The following is a 15,483-nucleotide window of genomic DNA, read 5'->3' as shown; positions in this document are numbered from 1 at the left end:
ATGACCGACCGCTTCGATCCCGCGGCGGCCGAGAAGCGCTGGCAGGAGACCTGGGCGGAACGGGGCACCTTCGAGGCCGACAGCGCCTCGCCCAAGCCCAAGACCTACGTGCTGGAGATGTTCCCCTATCCCTCGGGGCGCATCCACATGGGCCACGTCCGCAATTACACGATGGGCGACGTCCTCGCGCGCTACAAGCGCATGAAGGGCTTCGAAGTGCTCCACCCGATGGGGTGGGACGCGTTCGGCATGCCTGCCGAAAATGCCGCCATGGAGCGCAAGGTCCATCCGGGCGGCTGGACGTGGGACAATATCAAGACCATGCGCGCCCAGCTCAAGACGCTGGGCTTCGCGCTCGACTGGAGCCGCGAGCTCGCGACCTGCGATCCCGCCTATTACGGGCACGAGCAGGCGCTGTTTCTGGACATGCTCGAGGCGGGGCTCGTCACGCGCAAGGAGAGCGAGGTCAACTGGGACCCGGTCGACATGACCGTGCTTGCCAACGAACAGGTGATCGACGGCAAGGGCTGGCGGTCGGGCGCCGACGTCGAGCGCAAGAAACTCTCGCAGTGGTTCCTCAAGATCACCGACTTTGCCGACGACCTGCTCGAAGGGCTCGGCAGCCTCGACAAGTGGCCCGACAAGGTGCGCCTGATGCAGGAGAACTGGATCGGCAAGTCGGTCGGCATGCAGTTCAGGTTCCAGCTCGCCGAACCGCTCGACGGCCAGTCGGACGTCGAAGTGTTCACGACCCGTCCCGACACGATCTTCGGCGCGAGTTTCGTCGCAGTTAGCGCCGACCATCCGCTGGCGCTCGCGGTCGCGCGGCACGACGGCGCGGCCGGTGCCTTCATCAAGGAATGCAAGGCGGGCGGCACGACAGCGGCCGAGCTCGAGACGCAGGAGAAGAAGGGGTACGATACCGGGCTCAAGGCGGTTCACCCGCTCGATCCGGATTGGCATCTTCCCGTCTACATCGCCAACTTCGTGCTGATGGACTACGGCACGGGCGCGGTGTTCGGCGTGCCCGGCCATGACCAGCGCGACTACGAGTTCGCGTCGAAATACCACCTCCCGATCAACCGCGTGGTCGCAGCCTCGATCGAGCAGGCCGGCGATCCGGTCGGCGATGAGGCCGACGCGACCGGCGGGGTCGCGGTGAATTCGCGCTTCCTCGACGGTTTGGAGACCGAGGCCGCCAAGGCCGAGATCGTCCGCCGCGCCGAAAGCGAAGGCTGGGGCACGGGCAAGACCGTCTACCGCCTGCGCGATTGGGGCGTCTCGCGCCAGCGCTATTGGGGCACGCCGATCCCGATCATCCATTGCGAGAAATGCGGTCCAGTGGGCGTTCCCAAGGACCAGCTTCCCGTTACCCTGCCCGAGGATGTCAGCTTCGACATTCCCGGCAACCCGCTCGATCGTCACCCGACCTGGGGCCATGTCGACTGCCCGAAATGCGGCGGCGAGGCGCGGCGCGAGACCGACACGCTCGACACGTTCGTCGATTCGAGCTGGTACTTCATCCGCTTCGCCAGCCAGCCCGACGGCCAGCCGTTTGACAAGGCGGAAGCGGAAGCGTGGCTCCCCGTCGGCCAGTATATCGGCGGGGTCGAACACGCGATCCTGCACCTGCTCTACGCGCGCTTCTGGACGCGCGCGCTGCAGCGCATGGGCAAGCTCGACATCGCCGAACCGTTCGAGGGCCTGTTCACTCAGGGCATGGTCACGCACGAAACCTATCGCTCGCTCGACGGACGCTGGCTCAACCCGGCCGAGATCGGCGTCGGCGAGGACGGCGACCTGATCGAGCTGGCGACCCGGACCGCAGTCACGCGCGGGCGCGTCGAGAAGATGTCCAAGTCGAAGAAGAACACGGTCGATCCCGAGCCGATCGTGGCCGAGCACGGCGCCGACGCGGTGCGCTGGTTCATGCTCTCGGACAGCCCGCCCGAACGCGATCTCGAATGGTCCACCGGCGGCATCGAAGGCGCGTCGCGTTTCGTTCACCGCGCATGGAAACTCGCACGCCAACCCGCGGGCAACGACGGCGAGGACAAGGCCATCGCCCGCAAACGACACCAGACCGTCAAGGCGGTCGGCGAAGCGGTCGAGGCGCTCCAGTTCAACAAGGCGATCGCCGCGCTGTACGAATTCGTCGCCGCGCTCGAGAAGTCGGCATCCTCGTCAGACCGCGACGAGGCGATCGGGACACTGATTCGTCTGATCGCCCCGATGGCGCCGCACCTTGCCGAGGAAGCGCACGCACTGCGCGGTGGCGACGGTCTCGTTGCCGACGCCGAGTGGCCGTCCTACGATCCGGCGATGCTCGTCGAGGACGAGGTGACGATGGTCGTCCAGGTCAACGGAAAGCTGCGCGACAAGATGGTCGTGCCGCGCGGGACATCGCGCGAGGACGCCGAGAAAATGGCACTTTCGCGCGAAAAGATTTCCGAGCTTCTCGACGGTCCGCCGCGCAAGGTGATCGTGGTGCCCGACCGGCTGGTCAACATCGTCGCATGAAGCGCGCGGCCGCCCTCCTGCTGATGGCTGCGGCCGGCATGGCGAGCGGATGCGGGTTACGGCCGCTCTATGCAGACGGGCCATCGGGCGCGGCCGGGTCGCGGCTGTCGCAGGTCGAGGTCGGGCCGATCGACGAGCGTTCGGGCTGGCTGCTGCGCAACGCGCTGGTCGACCGGCTCCAGCAGGGCGGCGCAGCGGCGGCCTACCGGCTCGACGTCGAGATCGACGACGACATCACCCGCTTCGGCATCCGCGGCGACGCAGCCGCGACGCGTGAACGGCGCACGCTGCGCGCACGTTTCCAACTTGTCGATCTCGCGACCGGAGAGACGGTCCTCGATTCCACGGCGGGGTCGGATGCCGGCATCGATATCACCAGTTCCGAATATGCGACCGTCGCGGCCGAACAGACCGCGGCGGAACGGCTCGCCAAGGAAGTCGCCGACGACATCGTCGGACGCCTCGCGCTCTATTTCACCCGGGCGGAGCCATGAAGATCCAGCGTGGCGGCCTCGATCGTGCGCTTGCCTCGCCCGATCCGGCGGTGCGGTTCTACCTGTTCCACGGGGCCGACGAGCCCAGTTCGCGAGCCCATGCGGAGACCCTGCTCGAGGGGCTGCGCGCCGAGAAGGAAGTACTCGACGCCGCAACGATACGGAGCGATCCCGCCAGGCTCGCCGACGAGGCAAATGCCATATCGATGTTCGGCGGGCGGCGCCTGCTGTGGATCGAGCCTGCGGGAGACGAGATTCTGCCCGGCGTGGAAGCCCTGTTCGAGGCGCCAGGCTGCGAGCATCCCGTAGTCGCGATCGCAGGGGCATTGCGCAAGACCAGCAAGCTCCTCAAGGCCGCCGAGGCAAGCCCGCGCGCCCTGTCCAATGTGTCCTATGCGCTCGAAGGACGCCAATTCGAAGAACTCGTCGAAAGGATGGCGCGCGACGAGGGACTCGAGCCTGAGCCCGGGGTCGTCGCCCGCATTGCCGGCATGTGCAATGCCAATCGCGCGCTGGCGGCACAGGAAGTCGCCAAATATGCGCTATATGCGGAGCCGCACGCAGGCGATTCTAGTCGTCCCCTCACGCATGACATGGTTGACCGCCTTGGCGCGGGTTCCGAGGAACTGGAACTGTTCGCACTTGGAGACCGCGCAATGGTCGGGGACATCAGGGCGGTGCAAGTCGGTCTCGACCAGCTGTCGGTAGGCGGGAGCGAGGCGATTACGATCCTGCGCGCGATGCAGCGACGGATCGTGATGCTCTCGCCGATGGTGGCGCGCATCAACGCGGGTGAAGCGCCTTCCGGCGTCATGGCGTCGATGGGTAATGCCATCTTTTTTCGCGAAAAACCGGCCGTTTCCGCGATGTTGATGGCCTGGCGGGGCGACCGTCTCGAACGGCTGGCGGAGCGCGTGATCGCCCTTGAGGAAGGTCTGATGCTCGAGGGTCGGCCGGCGCGCACCGCGCTGGGCCAGGAGCTGCTGACCGTCGCGCGGACGGCCCGATCGGCACGGCGCTAGATCGGTTCGCCCGAGAGGCGCTGGCAGATCATGTCGAGCTGGTCGAGCGTCCGATAGTTGAGTTCGACGCGCCCGCCGCTCGCGCCATGGACCACCTTGACCTTGAGCCCGAGCATGTCCCCAAGCTGACGCTCTAGCGCCGCGAGATCGGCGTCGACTGGGCGCGCCACGCCCGACGCTGACTTCGACTTTTCAGGAGTTTTCTGGGCTTTCGCTTTCCGTTCCGCGTCGCGGACGGAAAGGCCTTGGGCGTGAATTTCCCTGGCGAGCGCGAGAGGGTCGGGCGATCCGAGAACCGCCCGCGCATGTCCCATGCTGATATCGCCTCGCAGGAGCATTTCCTGTACTTCACTCGGCAGATCGAGGAGCCGGAGCAGGTTCGCGACGTGACTGCGGGACTTGCCGACGATGTCGCCGATCGCTTGCTGGCCGTGACCGTAGCGCTCCATCAGGGCGCGGTAGGCTGCGGCTTCCTCGATCGCGTTCAGATCCTCGCGCTGGACGTTCTCGATGACGGCGAGTTCGGCCGAGCTTTCCTCATCACTGTCCCGAACGAGCGCGGGAATCTCGTGAAGTTGGGCCTTTTGCGACGCGCGCCAGCGTCGTTCGCCCGCAATAATTTCGTAGCCACCTTCCGCTGCTTCGCGCACGATGATCGGCTGCAAGATGCCCTGGCGCTTGATGGATTCGGCCAGTTCGGTCAGCGCTACCTCGTCGAAGTGCCGGCGGGGCTGATTGGGATTGGGCCTGATGGCAGCGATTTCGAGCGACTGGACGCCGGTGCGAGGCGCCTGTGCAGTCCCGGCCCGGCGCGCCTGTGCGTCGTCGAGAAGGGCCGAAAGGCCCTTGCCGAGCCCGGTCGACTTCTTCATCAGGCCGCCTCCGCACGCGCCGGGAGGCGATCGATGATCTCGCGCGCGAGCTTCAGGTAGGCCGCGCTGCCCGGACATTTCAGGTCGTAGATGAGCGCCGGCAGTCCATGGCTTGGCGCTTCGGACAGGCGCACGTTCCGCGGAACAACCGTGTTGAATACGGTTGTGCCGAGGCAGGCACGTACGTCTTCCGCAACCTGCCCTGAAAGATTGTTGCGCCGATCGAACATGGTCAGCGCGACACCGAGAATGGCGAGGTCTGGATTGTAGCCGACACGGACCCGCTCGACGGTTTGGAGCAGCTGGCTAAGGCCCTCGAGTGCGAAGAACTCGCATTGGAGCGGCACCAGCAGATGGCGGGCGGCGATCAAGGCATTGACAGTCAGCAGCCCAAGCGAGGGCGGACAATCGATCAGACAGATGTCCCAGCGGCCGACCGGAATTTCCTCAAGAGCCTGGACGAGGCGGTGCGTGCGATCCTCAAGGCCGACGAGCTCGATTTCGGCTCCAGACAGATCGACTGTCGCGGAAAGAAGGTCGAGGCGCGGGACCTTGGTCGCGACCGCGGCGTCGACAACGCTACTTTCCCCGGTGAGGACATCATAGCTGGAGGCCTCACGCTGCGATGCGGAGACGCCCAGGCCCGTCGAGGCATTCCCCTGCGGGTCAAGGTCTACGAGGAGGACTTTCCAGCCGATCGCCGCCAGCGCTGTCGCAAGATTGATGGCGGTCGTGGTCTTGCCTACCCCGCCCTTCTGGTTGGCGACCGCGATCCGGATCATGCTTTCCCCCTCCGCCTAACGTTTCGCGCGAGCACGATTGCAGCTTCCCCATCGGTTGCACTCGGCTCCAGCGCGAAATCACCTTGCCAGACCTTGCGGGCGGCTTCCAGTTCTTCTTGAGCCTTGCGCCCCTTGGGAAGCACGAACTGCGTCTTTCGGGTCGCAAGGTGTATCGTATCACGAAAGAACTTGTCGATCGGGGCCACTGCCCTTCCGGTGATGACGTCGCCATGCCCCTGCCATGTCGTGGACCTGCATGGCACGACACGGACGCGGTCTCCGAAGGACAGGAGGTCGACACAATAGATTAGGAAATCCGCACGCAGTTTTCGCGGTTCGACGAGGGTCACGGGGCCCGGGTGGATGGCAGCGATCACGATACCCGGAAGGCCCGCACCGCTCCCGATATCGACCCAATGCGCGTCGGGCCTCGGATCATGAGCCAGCAACTGCGCACCATCTACGATGTGACGCTCGTCGATCTCGTCGTACGTCGACCTCGCGATGAGGTTTTGCTTTTCGGACTCGATCAGAAGTCGAGACTTGTACGCTTCGATCTTCTCGATTGTTTCACGTGAAACATCACGACCAGAGACCTTCCGCAACCGTTCAAGCAGCATGGCGCCGAGCCAAGGCAAGATGGATGGCGGTCAAGGCTGCAGGGGTCACCCCCCTCACCCGGCTCGCCTGGTCGAGCGTATCGGGACGCGCCGCATTCAGCCGCTCTACCATCTCATGTGAAAGACCATGAACGGTGTCGAACGCGAAGGCCGAGGGAATGACCTGCTGACGCGCGGCCTCCAGGGACGTCCACTCCCTCCGTTGGCGTTCCAGATACGGGGCATAGAGCGCATCGAAGAGGACTTCCCGAGCGGCATGCCCAGGACCAAGCCTTGTCGCGACAGCCTGTTCGCCTCCCGGCCTGCTCACCCATTCCGACAGAGGTCGCGAGTTGGTATCGTCAAAGCCAAGCTCGGATCCAGAAACCTTCTCCGCCAACAGGTCGAACATCTGCGCACGCATCTTCTCGCGGTGAGACAGCCGAGCGAGATGCTTCTGCCCTATCCCCGACCGGCGCGCCATCGACCCGAGACGCGTTGCGGCGTTGTCGGCACGCAGATGAAGTCTAAATTCCGCGCGCGCGGTCATCATGCGATAGGGCTCGGTCACGCCGTGAATAACGAGATCGTCGACCATCACACCTATGTAGCTGTTGTGCCGCTCGAACAGGAACGGCTCGTCGCCCCTCACGTCTGCCGCGGCGTTGAGTCCTGCCACGAGGCCCTGCGCTGCTGCTTCCTCGTATCCGGTCGTTCCATTGATCTGTCCGGCAAGGAACAGCCCGTCGATGTCACGATGGGCGAGCCGACGATCAAGACGCCTCGGGTCGGAGAATGCATATTCGACCGCATAGCCCGGGCGGGCGATCTCCACCTTCTCGAGCCCCTCGATCGACTGCATCATTTCCAGTTGGACATCGGTCGGAAGCGAGGTCGAAATACCGTTCGGGTAGACAAGGTGGTCGTCGAGGCCTTCCGGCTCGAGAAAGAGCTGGTGGCTGTCGCGATCGGCAAATCGACGAACCTTGTCCTCGATCGAGGGACAGTAACGCGGTCCCCTGCCCCCAATGTCACCCGCATAAAGCGGAGATTTCTCCGCATTTCTAGCGATAATCTTATGGGTTCGCTCATTGGTACGCGTGATGGCGCAAGCCAGCTGCGGAAGTCGCCGCGTGACATCCGAGGCGATCGACATCGTCCAGTTCGCACGATCAGAAGGTTGTGGTTCAAGCTTCGCCCAGTCGATCGTCCGTCCATCCAGCCTGGGCGGGGTCCCGGTCTTCAGTCGCCCCTGCACTAGGTCCAGATCAACGAATTGCCGACCCAACTCGCTGGCCGCCCGTTCGCCATACCGACCGCCATCGTGACGTTCCGATCCTCGGAAGATACGGCCACCAAGGAACGTGCCGGTTGCGACTACTACGGTTTTCGCAGGGATCTCGGTACCATCGGCACAGCGCACGCCGACGACCCGCCCAGACACGATCGACAAGGCAACAACTTCCGCAGAGATTCTTGCTACGGGATAAGATGACAAGCGATCCTGCACGGACGCGCTGTAACGACGCCTGTCCGCCTGGATACGAGGTCCCCACACAGCGGGCCCCTTACTAGCGTTCAGCATGCGATAGTGGATGGCAGCATCGTCGGCCGCCGGCGCCATTAGTCCCTCGAAGACGTCGAGCTCGCGAACGAGATGCCCTTTCCCCACACCACCTATGGAAGGATTGCAGGACATTTGCCCGACATTGTCGTCGCCATAGGTAACGAGAGCCACCGACACGCCCATGCGCGCTGCAGCCGCTGCAGCTTCGCTGCCCGCATGACCTCCACCGATGACCAGACAATCGTACATTCCTAGGCCTCTAGCCTCATTCACAGACAAAAAGCAAAATCACGATGTTTCACGTGAAACATTATTTACCGAGGCAAAAGCGCCCAAAGAGACGGTCGAGCACCGTATCTACGTCGCCACCGCCCATTAGGACGTCCACACAGGCCAGCGCATGACGAATTGATTCGGCCTGCAGCACGATGTCGTCTGGCACGACAAGCGTTCGCGCCACGTCATCGAGGATGGCAGCCTGCCAATTGGTCAACCCGATCTGGTCGGAAGTCGGGATCAGGGACGAACCGTGTGCTATTATGGCGTCGATCACACCTTCATAACCCTCGCCCGTCTTGGCAGAAAACGGCAAAGAACCAACTACTTTTATAGATCGAAGGTCGGCTTTCGAGGAAACGAGGATCGTTCGTGGATGATCGGGAGGGCTCTCGGGATCGCCCATCCAAACCAGGATGTCGGCATCCTCCACAGCGCCTCCGGTCCGCTCGATGCCGATCCTTTCCACCACGTCGTCGGTCTCCCGCAGCCCGGCTGTGTCGATCAGCGTGAACGGAATTCCGCCGATCGACAGCGGCACTTCGACAATGTCGCGGGTCGTGCCGTGAACATCACTCACGATAACCCGTGAATGACCTGCCAAATAGTTGATAAAGCTTGACTTTCCAGCATTTGTGGGACCCGCGACGACGACGCGAATACCCTCCCGCAAGGTTTCGATGCAGGGTGCTGCGGCAAGCCTCCTGGCATCCGTCTGCAATTGCGCGATCAATCCGCCCAACCGCCCCGCCTCATCCCCCGTTTCCAAGTCGTCGCCGACATAATCGATGGCGGCTTCCGCCCGGGCTGAGGCGTCGATCAGCCGCTCGCGGAGCGCCACGAGGCGGTCGTGGAGCCCTCCCCGCGCGATCCTGAGCGCCGAGCGACGCTGCGCCTCCGTTTCTGCCGCGAGGAGGTCCGCCAGGCCTTCTGCGGCGGTCAAGTCTATGCGCCCGTTCTCGAGCGCACGGCGCGTGAATTCGCCGGGCTCGGCCGCCCTGCATCCCTGGGAAGACGTCAAGACGTCGAGAAGCTTTCGCACCACGGCATTCGATCCATGGCATTGGAATTCGACGATATTCTCGCCCGTCGCAGTGTCCGGCGCCGGGAAGAAAAGCGTAACCGCTTCGTCGATGGCGGTCCCGTCTGCGGGATCGCGCAGCACCTTGAGGCTGGCATGGCGGGGCGACGGCAGCGATCCAGCCACCCGGCAGGCGATGTCTGGGGCATCGGGCCCGCTCATGCGCACGACGGCAATGGCGGCCGGAAGGCGTCCGCTCGACAGCGCGACGATCGTGTCGCGAGGGCGAGCGGTCATCAGCCGAACAGCTGGCCGACCCCCAACACGGGATCGGTGTAGCCCTCGTAGATCATCTTACCCGCGACCCACACGATCACGGCAAGGCCGAGATAGCCGACCCAGCGATGGCGATCGATGATCTTGGCGATGTAGTTGGCCGCGAGCCCCATCAGCGCCACCGCAAACAGGAGGCCGATGATGAGGATGCCCGGGTGATCCTTGGCCGCGCCGGCCACGCCGAGCACGTTGTCGAGGCTCATCGAGACGTCGGCGACGGCGACGGCCCAGGCAGCGCTGGCGAAGCTCTTGGCTGGCGCGAGGCCGCTATGCTCGTCGCCCGCGATCTCGGGGCTACCGGCGCTGTGTTCGTGCCCCTTGTCGGGGTGCAGTTCGCGCCAGAACTTCCACGACACCCACAGGAGGAGCAGCCCGCCCGCGAAGATCAGGCCGACGATCTGCAGCAACTGGACCACTACGAGCGCGAACACGATGCGCAGCACCAATGCCGCGGCGATACCGATCAGGATGACCTTCTTGCGCTGTTCGGGCGGAAGGCCCGCCGCGAGCGCACCGACGACGATCGCGTTGTCGCCTGCCATCACGAGATCGATTGCCAGCACCTGGAGGAAGGCCTGCCACGCAGCCGGTTCGCCCAGATTGCTGAAATCGTTGAGTATGTGTCCCCACATCTCGCCAAGGCCGCCCAACTCGGGCGCGCTATGCGCAGCCGCGAGAAGAAACGAGAGAAGGTCGGTCATGGGGGGCTAACCTCGGTTCGAGTGCGGAGTTCCACGCTGAGGTCGCGCATCAAGCAAAGTTGATACGCGGAAACAGCTCTACTGGTTCATGCTCGCGAAGAAGTCCTCGTTGGACTTGGCGTCCTTCATCTTGTCGAGGAGGAACTGCATCGCGTCGATGGTGCCCATCTGCATAAGGATGCGGCGCAGCACCCACATCTTGGAGAGCGTTGCCTGGTCGACCAGCAATTCTTCCTTGCGCGTGCCCGACTTGCCGACGTCGAGCGAGGGGAAGATACGCTTGTCGGCGACCTTGCGGTCGAGGACGATTTCGCTGTTACCGGTACCCTTGAACTCCTCGAAGATGACTTCGTCCATCTTGGAACCGGTATCGATCAGCGCGGTGGCGATGATCGAGAGCGAGCCGCCTTCCTCGATATTGCGCGCGGCGCCGAAGAAGCGTTTGGGACGCTGCAGCGCGTTTGCGTCGACGCCGCCGGTCAGCACCTTGCCCGAGGAGGGCACAACAGTGTTGTAGGCGCGGCCGAGGCGGGTGATCGAGTCCAAGAGGATGACGACATCCTTCTTGTGCTCGACGAGGCGCTTGGCCTTCTCGATCACCATTTCGGCGACCTGGACGTGGCGCGAGGCGGGCTCGTCGAAGGTCGAGGAAACGACCTCGCCCTTCACGGAGCGCTGCATGTCGGTGACTTCCTCGGGACGCTCGTCGATGAGCAGGACGAGTAGGAAAACCTCGGGGTGGTTGTCGGTGATCGCCTTGGCGATGTTCTGGAGCAAGACGGTCTTACCCGTGCGCGGCGGCGCGACGATCAGCGCGCGCTGTCCCTTGCCGAGCGGGGCGACAATGTCGATCACCCGCGCGCTCTTGTCCTTGATGGTCGGATCCGAACTGTCGAGCGTCAGTTTCTCGTCGGGATAGAGCGGGGTGAGGTTGTCGAAATTGACCCGATGGCGAACCGCCTCGGGATCGTCGAAATTGACCTGCGTGACCTTGGTCAGCGCGAAATAGCGTTCACCGTCCTTGGGGGCGCGGATCTCGCCTTCCACCGTGTCGCCGGTGCGAAGCCCGAACTTGCGGACCAGCTGCGGTGCGACGTAGATGTCGTCGGGACCGGCGAGATAGTTGGCCTCGGGGCTGCGCAGGAAGCCGAAGCCGTCGTTGAGGACCTCGATCGTCCCCATCCCCATGATCTGTTCGCCATTCTCGGCCTCTTCCTTGAGGATCGAGAACATGAGGTCCTGCTTTCGCAGGGTGGAAGCGCCCTCGACGCCGCGTTCCTCGGCCATCGCGACCAGTTCGGCGGGGGTTTTGAGCTTGAGGTCCTTGAGATGCATGCGTCTTTTCTCGTCGGTCTGGGAAACCTTGCGCGCAACGTGGGGATACGTGGCGCTGGACAAGCGGCCTTGGACGCATCGGCAAAAAGGGAATACGGGCCGGTGCAGCCGCTTCGCCCGCCCTAGTCGGGGGCTCGGGCCTAGTCAATCACAACCTCGATCAAGTCGCCTCAGAAGGGGCGGACGATGACCATCACGACAATAAGGATCGTGGCAAGCGCGGGCAATTCGTTGAGCATTCGCAGCGTCCGACCCTCAAGCGGACGCTTGCCCGCGGCGAGCCTCTTGCCATAGGCGCCGACCCAGCCCTGGTAGCCGGTGAGCGCGATCACGAGCAGCAGCTTGGCATGGAACCAGCCCTGGTCGAACGCGCCGAGGTGGAAGGCGAGCGAGAGGCCGAGCAGCCAGCTGAGCAGCATCGCGGGGGTGAGGATGATCTTGCGTGCGCGCTCCTCTCTTTCGGTCCAAGCACGGTCTTCGGCCGACCCTGGCGGTGTCGCATGGTGGTGGACATAATAGCGCGGGACGATGAACAGGCCCGCGATCCAGAAGATGACGAAGGTGACGTGCGCCGCCTTCACCCACGGATAGGCCAGGCCGAGAAAGCCGATCGCGCCGTCCATGTCCCTAAGCTCCCCTCAGCTGCGCCAGCAGGGCCTCGACATGCGCGATCGGGGTCGTCTTGTCGATCCCATGACCGAGATTGAAGACGTGGGGACGGTCCTTGAGCGCGTCCCGTACGGCATCCACCGCCCGCGCGAGCCGGTCGCCGCCCGCGATGAGGGCGAGAGGATCGAGATTTCCCTGAACGGGCATGCCTTGCGGCAAAGCGGCGTTGGCCCAGGCCGGATCGACCGTCTCGTCGAGGCCGACCGCATCGACCCCGGTCTGGCGTGCATAATCGACGAGCTTGGCACCGGCGCCCTTGGGAAAGCCGATGACGGGCGTATCCGGATAGCGCGCCTTGATCGCCGCGGTGATGCGCCGGTTGGGTTCGATCACCCAACGCGCGAATTCGTCGGGGGCGAGGCTTCCGGCCCAGCTGTCGAACAGCTGAACCGCATCGACCCCCGCCTCGATCTGGCCGGCGAGATAGTCGATGGTGACTTCCTCGATGCGCGCGATCAGCGAGGCGAAGCGGTCGGGTTCGGTATAGGCCATCAGGCGCGCGGGCGCCTGGTCGCGGCTGCCTTCGCCGGCGACCATGTAGGTCGCGACGGTCCACGGGCTCCCAGCGAAGCCCAGGAAAGTCGTCTCAGGCGACAGTTGGGACTTCACGAGGGTCACGGTCCGGTAGATCGGCTCGAGGCGCTCCATGACGGGCTGGAGGCCTTCCAGCGCATGATCAGCGAGCGGGGGCGCGAGCCGGGGACCTTCTCCCGCAACGAACGTCAGTTCCTGGCCGATCGCGTGGGGCACGATGAGGATATCCGAGAACAGGATCGCCCCGTCGAAGCCGAAACGGCGGATCGGCTGCAGCGTGATCTCGGCCGCGGCAGTCGGATCGTAGGCCATGTCGAGAAAGCCACCCTTCTCGGCTCGCAGCGCGCGATACTCGGGAAGATAGCGTCCGGCCTGGCGCATGAGCCAGACAGGCGGAGGGTCGCGACGTTCACCCCTGAGGACGGCAAGCAGGGCCTTGTCGGGCCGGTTCGGGTCCACCCTCTACTCTCCTTATATATTTAGAATAAAAGAATTGGGGTTGATATTGGGGCGTGGGCAGCGGGGTTAGCCCAACTGCGCGCCCTTTGCCAACAGGCGGTGAATCGACTTGACTCGAATAGACTCAACGAGTCGCCCGCGATGATTCACATTATCCACATTTTTCGACCCGGAATGCCCGATTTGTGGAGAAAATGACTCGATTCAGGCGGACGGGCGGGCGTTGAATCGAGCGGTTGGTTCATCAACACGAGCGCGCTAAACCTGTCCCGCCACTTTTCCACAAGATTGTGCCCATGGCCCTGATCCTCGCCTCGACCAGCCCCATTCGCCGCCAGATGCTCGCACAGGCGGGGGTCGAATTCATTGCGCAAAAGCCCGATTGCGACGAGGATGCCGTCAAGGATCGGCACGACGGCGACGCGGCCTCGCTGGCGCTGGCACTGGCGCGCGCGAAGGCGTCGAGCGTTCGTGCGGGCGCGGATGATCTCGTCATCGGAAGCGACAGCGTGGTGTCGGTCGAGGGACGATTGTTCGACAAGCCCGCGGATCGCGACGAGGCCGCGGCACATCTTCGCCTCTTCTCGGGCAAGCGGATGGATCTTTCCAGCGCGGTGGCGCTAGTGGCGAATGGCGACGTCTCGTTCGACCATGTCGACACCGCACACCTGTTCGTGCGCGAGCTGAGCGATGACTTCATCGAACATTATCTCGACGCCGACTGGCCCGAAGTTTCCTACTGCGTCGGCGTGTTCCGCATGGAAGGGCCTGGCGTGACCTTGTTCGAGAAGGTCGACGGGAACCACTTCACCATCCTCGGCATGCCGCTCTTGCCCTTGCTGGGCGCACTGCGGGCGCACGGCGCGATGCCGTCATGACGGCACGCGTGCCTTATGCCGAAGTGATTGGCGATCCGATCGGGCAGAGCCTGTCGCCGACCATCCATCGCTTCTGGCTGTCCAAGCTTGGCATCGAGGCCGATTATCGCCGCAAGAAAGTGGGGCGCAGCGACCTCGCCGACTATTTGAGCCGCCGCCGCAAGGATCGCGCCTGGCGCGGCACCAACGTCACCATGCCCTTGAAGCTCGACGCGCTGGCGGCAGCCGACAGTGCGAGCGATCTCGCCGTCGCGGCGGGTGCGGCCAACCTCCTGGTGCCGCGCGAGGGAAAGCTGCACGCCGCCAACAGCGATGTCGGCGCGGTCATCGACCTGTTGCGCCGGCTCGATGAACAGGGCCGTGCGATGCAGGCGGTCGCCCTGTTCGGGACGGGAGGCGCGGCGCGTGCGGTGCTGGTGGCGGCGCGCGCGCTCAATATCGCGGGTGCCTTCACCATCCACGCGCGCGACATGGCCAAGGGGGTCAAGCTCGCGGTTGAATTCGGGGTTGGCAGGGCACCGGTGCCGTTCGACACGCCGGCAGACGGCGACGGGATCGTCAACTGCACCCCGCTGGGCATGGCCGGGCGCGACTGCCTGCCGTGCGATCCGTCGCGGCTGTCCGACAAGGGCTGGGTGTTCGACATGGTGTCGGCGCCCGCGCGCACCCCGCTGATCGCAGCGGCGCAAGAGCGCGGGCTCGCGACCGTCGACGGGATCGACATGCTGGTCGAGCAGGCGGAGACCAGTTTTTCGCTGTTTTTTGAGACAGAAGCGCCGCGCGCGCACGATGACGAACTTTTCGCTATGCTGCGCGGATGAAGACGCTCGCGCTCACCGGGTCGATCGGCATGGGCAAGTCGACCGTGGCCAAGATGTTCGCCGATGCCGGCATCCCGGTCTTCGACGCCGACAAGACCGTCCGCGCCTTGCAGGGCGAGGGCGGCAGGCTGGTGCCCGAGATCGAGCATGTCTTCCCTGGTTCGACGCGCGACGGCGCGGTCGATCGCGACGCCTTGTCGGCGATGGTGCTGGGCGACCGCGACCGTCTTGCGCGCCTGGAAGCGCTGGTCCACCCGGCAGTCCACCACGAGCGCACCCGCTTCATTCTCGATAATGGCGATGCGGCCGCGCTGCTGTTCGACATCCCCTTGTTGTTCGAGACGCATGGCGAGGAAAATTTCGATCATGTCATCGTCGTCTCGGCACCGCCGAGGATGCAGCGCGAGCGCGTATTGTCGCGCCCGGGCATGACAGTGGAGAAGTTCGAGCGGATCCTCGAACGGCAGATGCCCGACGAGCAGAAGCGCGAACGCGCCGACTTCGTCGTCGACACGTCGGGCCCGATAGAGGAAACCCGCGCCCAAGTGGACCGGATCCTCGCTTGTCTTGGGCTCGCTCCGGCGCAATAAGGACGTC

At 64.3% G+C, this 15,483-nt stretch carries 15 protein-coding genes; 6 read left to right on the top strand and 9 right to left on the bottom strand.

The window, feature by feature from the left end; all coding sequences use genetic code 11:
• From leuS to holA, 3 genes are read left to right on the top strand one after another with little or no spacing between them, the layout of a single operon-like run.
• The gene (gene leuS, locus NNY25_RS01465; protein ID WP_265569582.1) at nt 1-2,520 is read left to right on the top strand and encodes a leucine--tRNA ligase; all 2,520 of its coding nucleotides are present in this window, start codon (nt 1-3) and stop codon (nt 2,518-2,520) included.
• Nucleotides 2,517-3,014 carry an LPS assembly lipoprotein LptE gene (lptE, locus tag NNY25_RS01460; RefSeq protein WP_265569581.1) on the top strand — a complete coding sequence of 166 codons (498 nt, stop codon included), beginning with the start codon at nt 2,517-2,519 and terminating at the stop codon, nt 3,012-3,014. Before leuS ends, lptE begins: the two co-directional genes overlap by 4 nt.
• Nucleotides 3,011-4,036 carry a DNA polymerase III subunit delta gene (holA, locus tag NNY25_RS01455; protein WP_265569580.1) on the top strand — a complete coding sequence of 342 codons (1,026 nt, stop codon included), beginning with the start codon at nt 3,011-3,013 and terminating at the stop codon, nt 4,034-4,036. The genes lptE and holA overlap by 4 nt, the downstream gene beginning before the upstream one ends.
• Here the strand turns inward: holA and NNY25_RS01450 are convergent.
• The 9 genes from NNY25_RS01450 to hemE form a co-directional block, all read right to left on the bottom strand.
• Nucleotides 4,033-4,908, bottom strand: coding sequence for a ParB/RepB/Spo0J family partition protein (locus NNY25_RS01450; RefSeq protein WP_265571423.1), 876 nt, complete (start codon nt 4,906-4,908; stop codon nt 4,033-4,035). The two genes, holA and NNY25_RS01450, sit on opposite strands and share 4 nt — an antisense overlap.
• Nucleotides 4,908-5,690 carry a ParA family protein gene (locus tag NNY25_RS01445; RefSeq protein WP_265569579.1) on the bottom strand — a complete coding sequence of 261 codons (783 nt, stop codon included), beginning with the start codon at nt 5,688-5,690 and terminating at the stop codon, nt 4,908-4,910. The genes NNY25_RS01450 and NNY25_RS01445 overlap by 1 nt, the downstream gene beginning before the upstream one ends.
• Entirely contained in the window at nt 5,687-6,310 is a 624-nt protein-coding gene (locus NNY25_RS01440) for a 16S rRNA (guanine(527)-N(7))-methyltransferase RsmG (protein WP_265569578.1), read from the bottom strand. The genes NNY25_RS01445 and NNY25_RS01440 overlap by 4 nt, the downstream gene beginning before the upstream one ends.
• Nucleotides 6,300-8,105: a tRNA uridine-5-carboxymethylaminomethyl(34) synthesis enzyme MnmG gene (gene mnmG / locus NNY25_RS01435; RefSeq protein ID WP_265569577.1), complete on the bottom strand. Its 1,806-nt coding sequence runs from the start codon at nt 8,103-8,105 to the stop codon at nt 6,300-6,302. Before mnmG ends, NNY25_RS01440 begins: the two co-directional genes overlap by 11 nt.
• A 61-nt stretch (nt 8,106-8,166) precedes the next feature.
• On the bottom strand, nt 8,167-9,450 hold the full coding sequence (gene mnmE / locus NNY25_RS01430) for a tRNA uridine-5-carboxymethylaminomethyl(34) synthesis GTPase MnmE (RefSeq protein ID WP_265569576.1): 1,284 nt from the start codon (nt 9,448-9,450) through the stop codon (nt 8,167-8,169).
• Entirely contained in the window at nt 9,450-10,190 is a 741-nt protein-coding gene (locus tag NNY25_RS01425; RefSeq protein ID WP_265569575.1) for a TerC family protein, read from the bottom strand. The genes mnmE and NNY25_RS01425 overlap by 1 nt, the downstream gene beginning before the upstream one ends.
• Nucleotides 10,191-10,268: 78 nt before the next feature.
• The gene (gene rho, locus NNY25_RS01420; RefSeq protein WP_265569574.1) at nt 10,269-11,525 is read right to left on the bottom strand and encodes a transcription termination factor Rho; all 1,257 of its coding nucleotides are present in this window, start codon (nt 11,523-11,525) and stop codon (nt 10,269-10,271) included.
• A gap of 170 nt (nt 11,526-11,695) precedes the next feature.
• On the bottom strand, nt 11,696-12,148 hold the full coding sequence (locus tag NNY25_RS01415) for a CopD family protein (RefSeq protein ID WP_265569573.1): 453 nt from the start codon (nt 12,146-12,148) through the stop codon (nt 11,696-11,698).
• A gap of 4 nt (nt 12,149-12,152) precedes the next feature.
• A complete protein-coding gene (gene hemE, locus NNY25_RS01410) occupies nt 12,153-13,187 on the bottom strand; it encodes a uroporphyrinogen decarboxylase (RefSeq protein WP_265569572.1) in 1,035 nt (344 codons plus the stop codon).
• A gap of 296 nt (nt 13,188-13,483) precedes the next feature.
• Here hemE and NNY25_RS01405 point away from each other — a divergent pair, with 296 nt between their 5' ends.
• The 3 genes from NNY25_RS01405 to coaE are packed head-to-tail and all read left to right on the top strand — an operon-like array spanning nt 13,484 to nt 15,476.
• A complete protein-coding gene (locus NNY25_RS01405) occupies nt 13,484-14,065 on the top strand; it encodes a Maf family protein (protein ID WP_265569571.1) in 582 nt (193 codons plus the stop codon).
• Complete coding sequence (locus NNY25_RS01400; RefSeq protein ID WP_265569570.1) at nt 14,062-14,886, top strand: shikimate dehydrogenase family protein; 825 nt, start codon at nt 14,062-14,064, stop codon at nt 14,884-14,886. Before NNY25_RS01405 ends, NNY25_RS01400 begins: the two co-directional genes overlap by 4 nt.
• The gene (coaE, locus tag NNY25_RS01395) at nt 14,883-15,476 is read left to right on the top strand and encodes a dephospho-CoA kinase (protein WP_265569569.1); all 594 of its coding nucleotides are present in this window, start codon (nt 14,883-14,885) and stop codon (nt 15,474-15,476) included. The genes NNY25_RS01400 and coaE overlap by 4 nt, the downstream gene beginning before the upstream one ends.
• Nucleotides 15,477-15,483 lie beyond the last annotated feature (7 nt).

Origin of the sequence: Sphingomicrobium nitratireducens (assembly GCF_026157035.1) — a bacterium.
GTDB classification, from domain to species: domain Bacteria; phylum Pseudomonadota; class Alphaproteobacteria; order Sphingomonadales; family Sphingomonadaceae; genus Sphingomicrobium; species Sphingomicrobium nitratireducens.
The sequence above is the reverse complement of the archived record's forward strand: the minus strand, read 5'-3'. Positions and strand labels throughout refer to the sequence as shown.

What these genes read in the sequence shown, in the direction of transcription:
- leuS (WP_265569582.1), top strand. Translation starts at nt 1, where the DNA reads ATGACCGACCGCTTCGATCCCGCGGCGGCCGAGAAGCGCTGGCAGGAG.
- lptE (WP_265569581.1), top strand. Translation starts at nt 2,517, where the DNA reads ATGAAGCGCGCGGCCGCCCTCCTGCTGATGGCTGCGGCCGGCATGGCG.
- holA (WP_265569580.1), top strand. Translation starts at nt 3,011, where the DNA reads ATGAAGATCCAGCGTGGCGGCCTCGATCGTGCGCTTGCCTCGCCCGAT.
- NNY25_RS01450 (WP_265571423.1), bottom strand. Translation starts at nt 4,908, where the DNA reads ATGAAGAAGTCGACCGGGCTCGGCAAGGGCCTTTCGGCCCTTCTCGAC.
- NNY25_RS01445 (WP_265569579.1), bottom strand. Translation starts at nt 5,690, where the DNA reads ATGATCCGGATCGCGGTCGCCAACCAGAAGGGCGGGGTAGGCAAGACC.
- NNY25_RS01440 (WP_265569578.1), bottom strand. Translation starts at nt 6,310, where the DNA reads ATGCTGCTTGAACGGTTGCGGAAGGTCTCTGGTCGTGATGTTTCACGT.
- mnmG (WP_265569577.1), bottom strand. Translation starts at nt 8,105, where the DNA reads ATGTACGATTGTCTGGTCATCGGTGGAGGTCATGCGGGCAGCGAAGCT.
- mnmE (WP_265569576.1), bottom strand. Translation starts at nt 9,450, where the DNA reads ATGACCGCTCGCCCTCGCGACACGATCGTCGCGCTGTCGAGCGGACGC.
- NNY25_RS01425 (WP_265569575.1), bottom strand. Translation starts at nt 10,190, where the DNA reads ATGACCGACCTTCTCTCGTTTCTTCTCGCGGCTGCGCATAGCGCGCCC.
- rho (WP_265569574.1), bottom strand. Translation starts at nt 11,525, where the DNA reads ATGCATCTCAAGGACCTCAAGCTCAAAACCCCCGCCGAACTGGTCGCG.
- NNY25_RS01415 (WP_265569573.1), bottom strand. Translation starts at nt 12,148, where the DNA reads ATGGACGGCGCGATCGGCTTTCTCGGCCTGGCCTATCCGTGGGTGAAG.
- NNY25_RS01405 (WP_265569571.1), top strand. Translation starts at nt 13,484, where the DNA reads ATGGCCCTGATCCTCGCCTCGACCAGCCCCATTCGCCGCCAGATGCTC.
- NNY25_RS01400 (WP_265569570.1), top strand. Translation starts at nt 14,062, where the DNA reads ATGACGGCACGCGTGCCTTATGCCGAAGTGATTGGCGATCCGATCGGG.
- coaE (WP_265569569.1), top strand. Translation starts at nt 14,883, where the DNA reads ATGAAGACGCTCGCGCTCACCGGGTCGATCGGCATGGGCAAGTCGACC.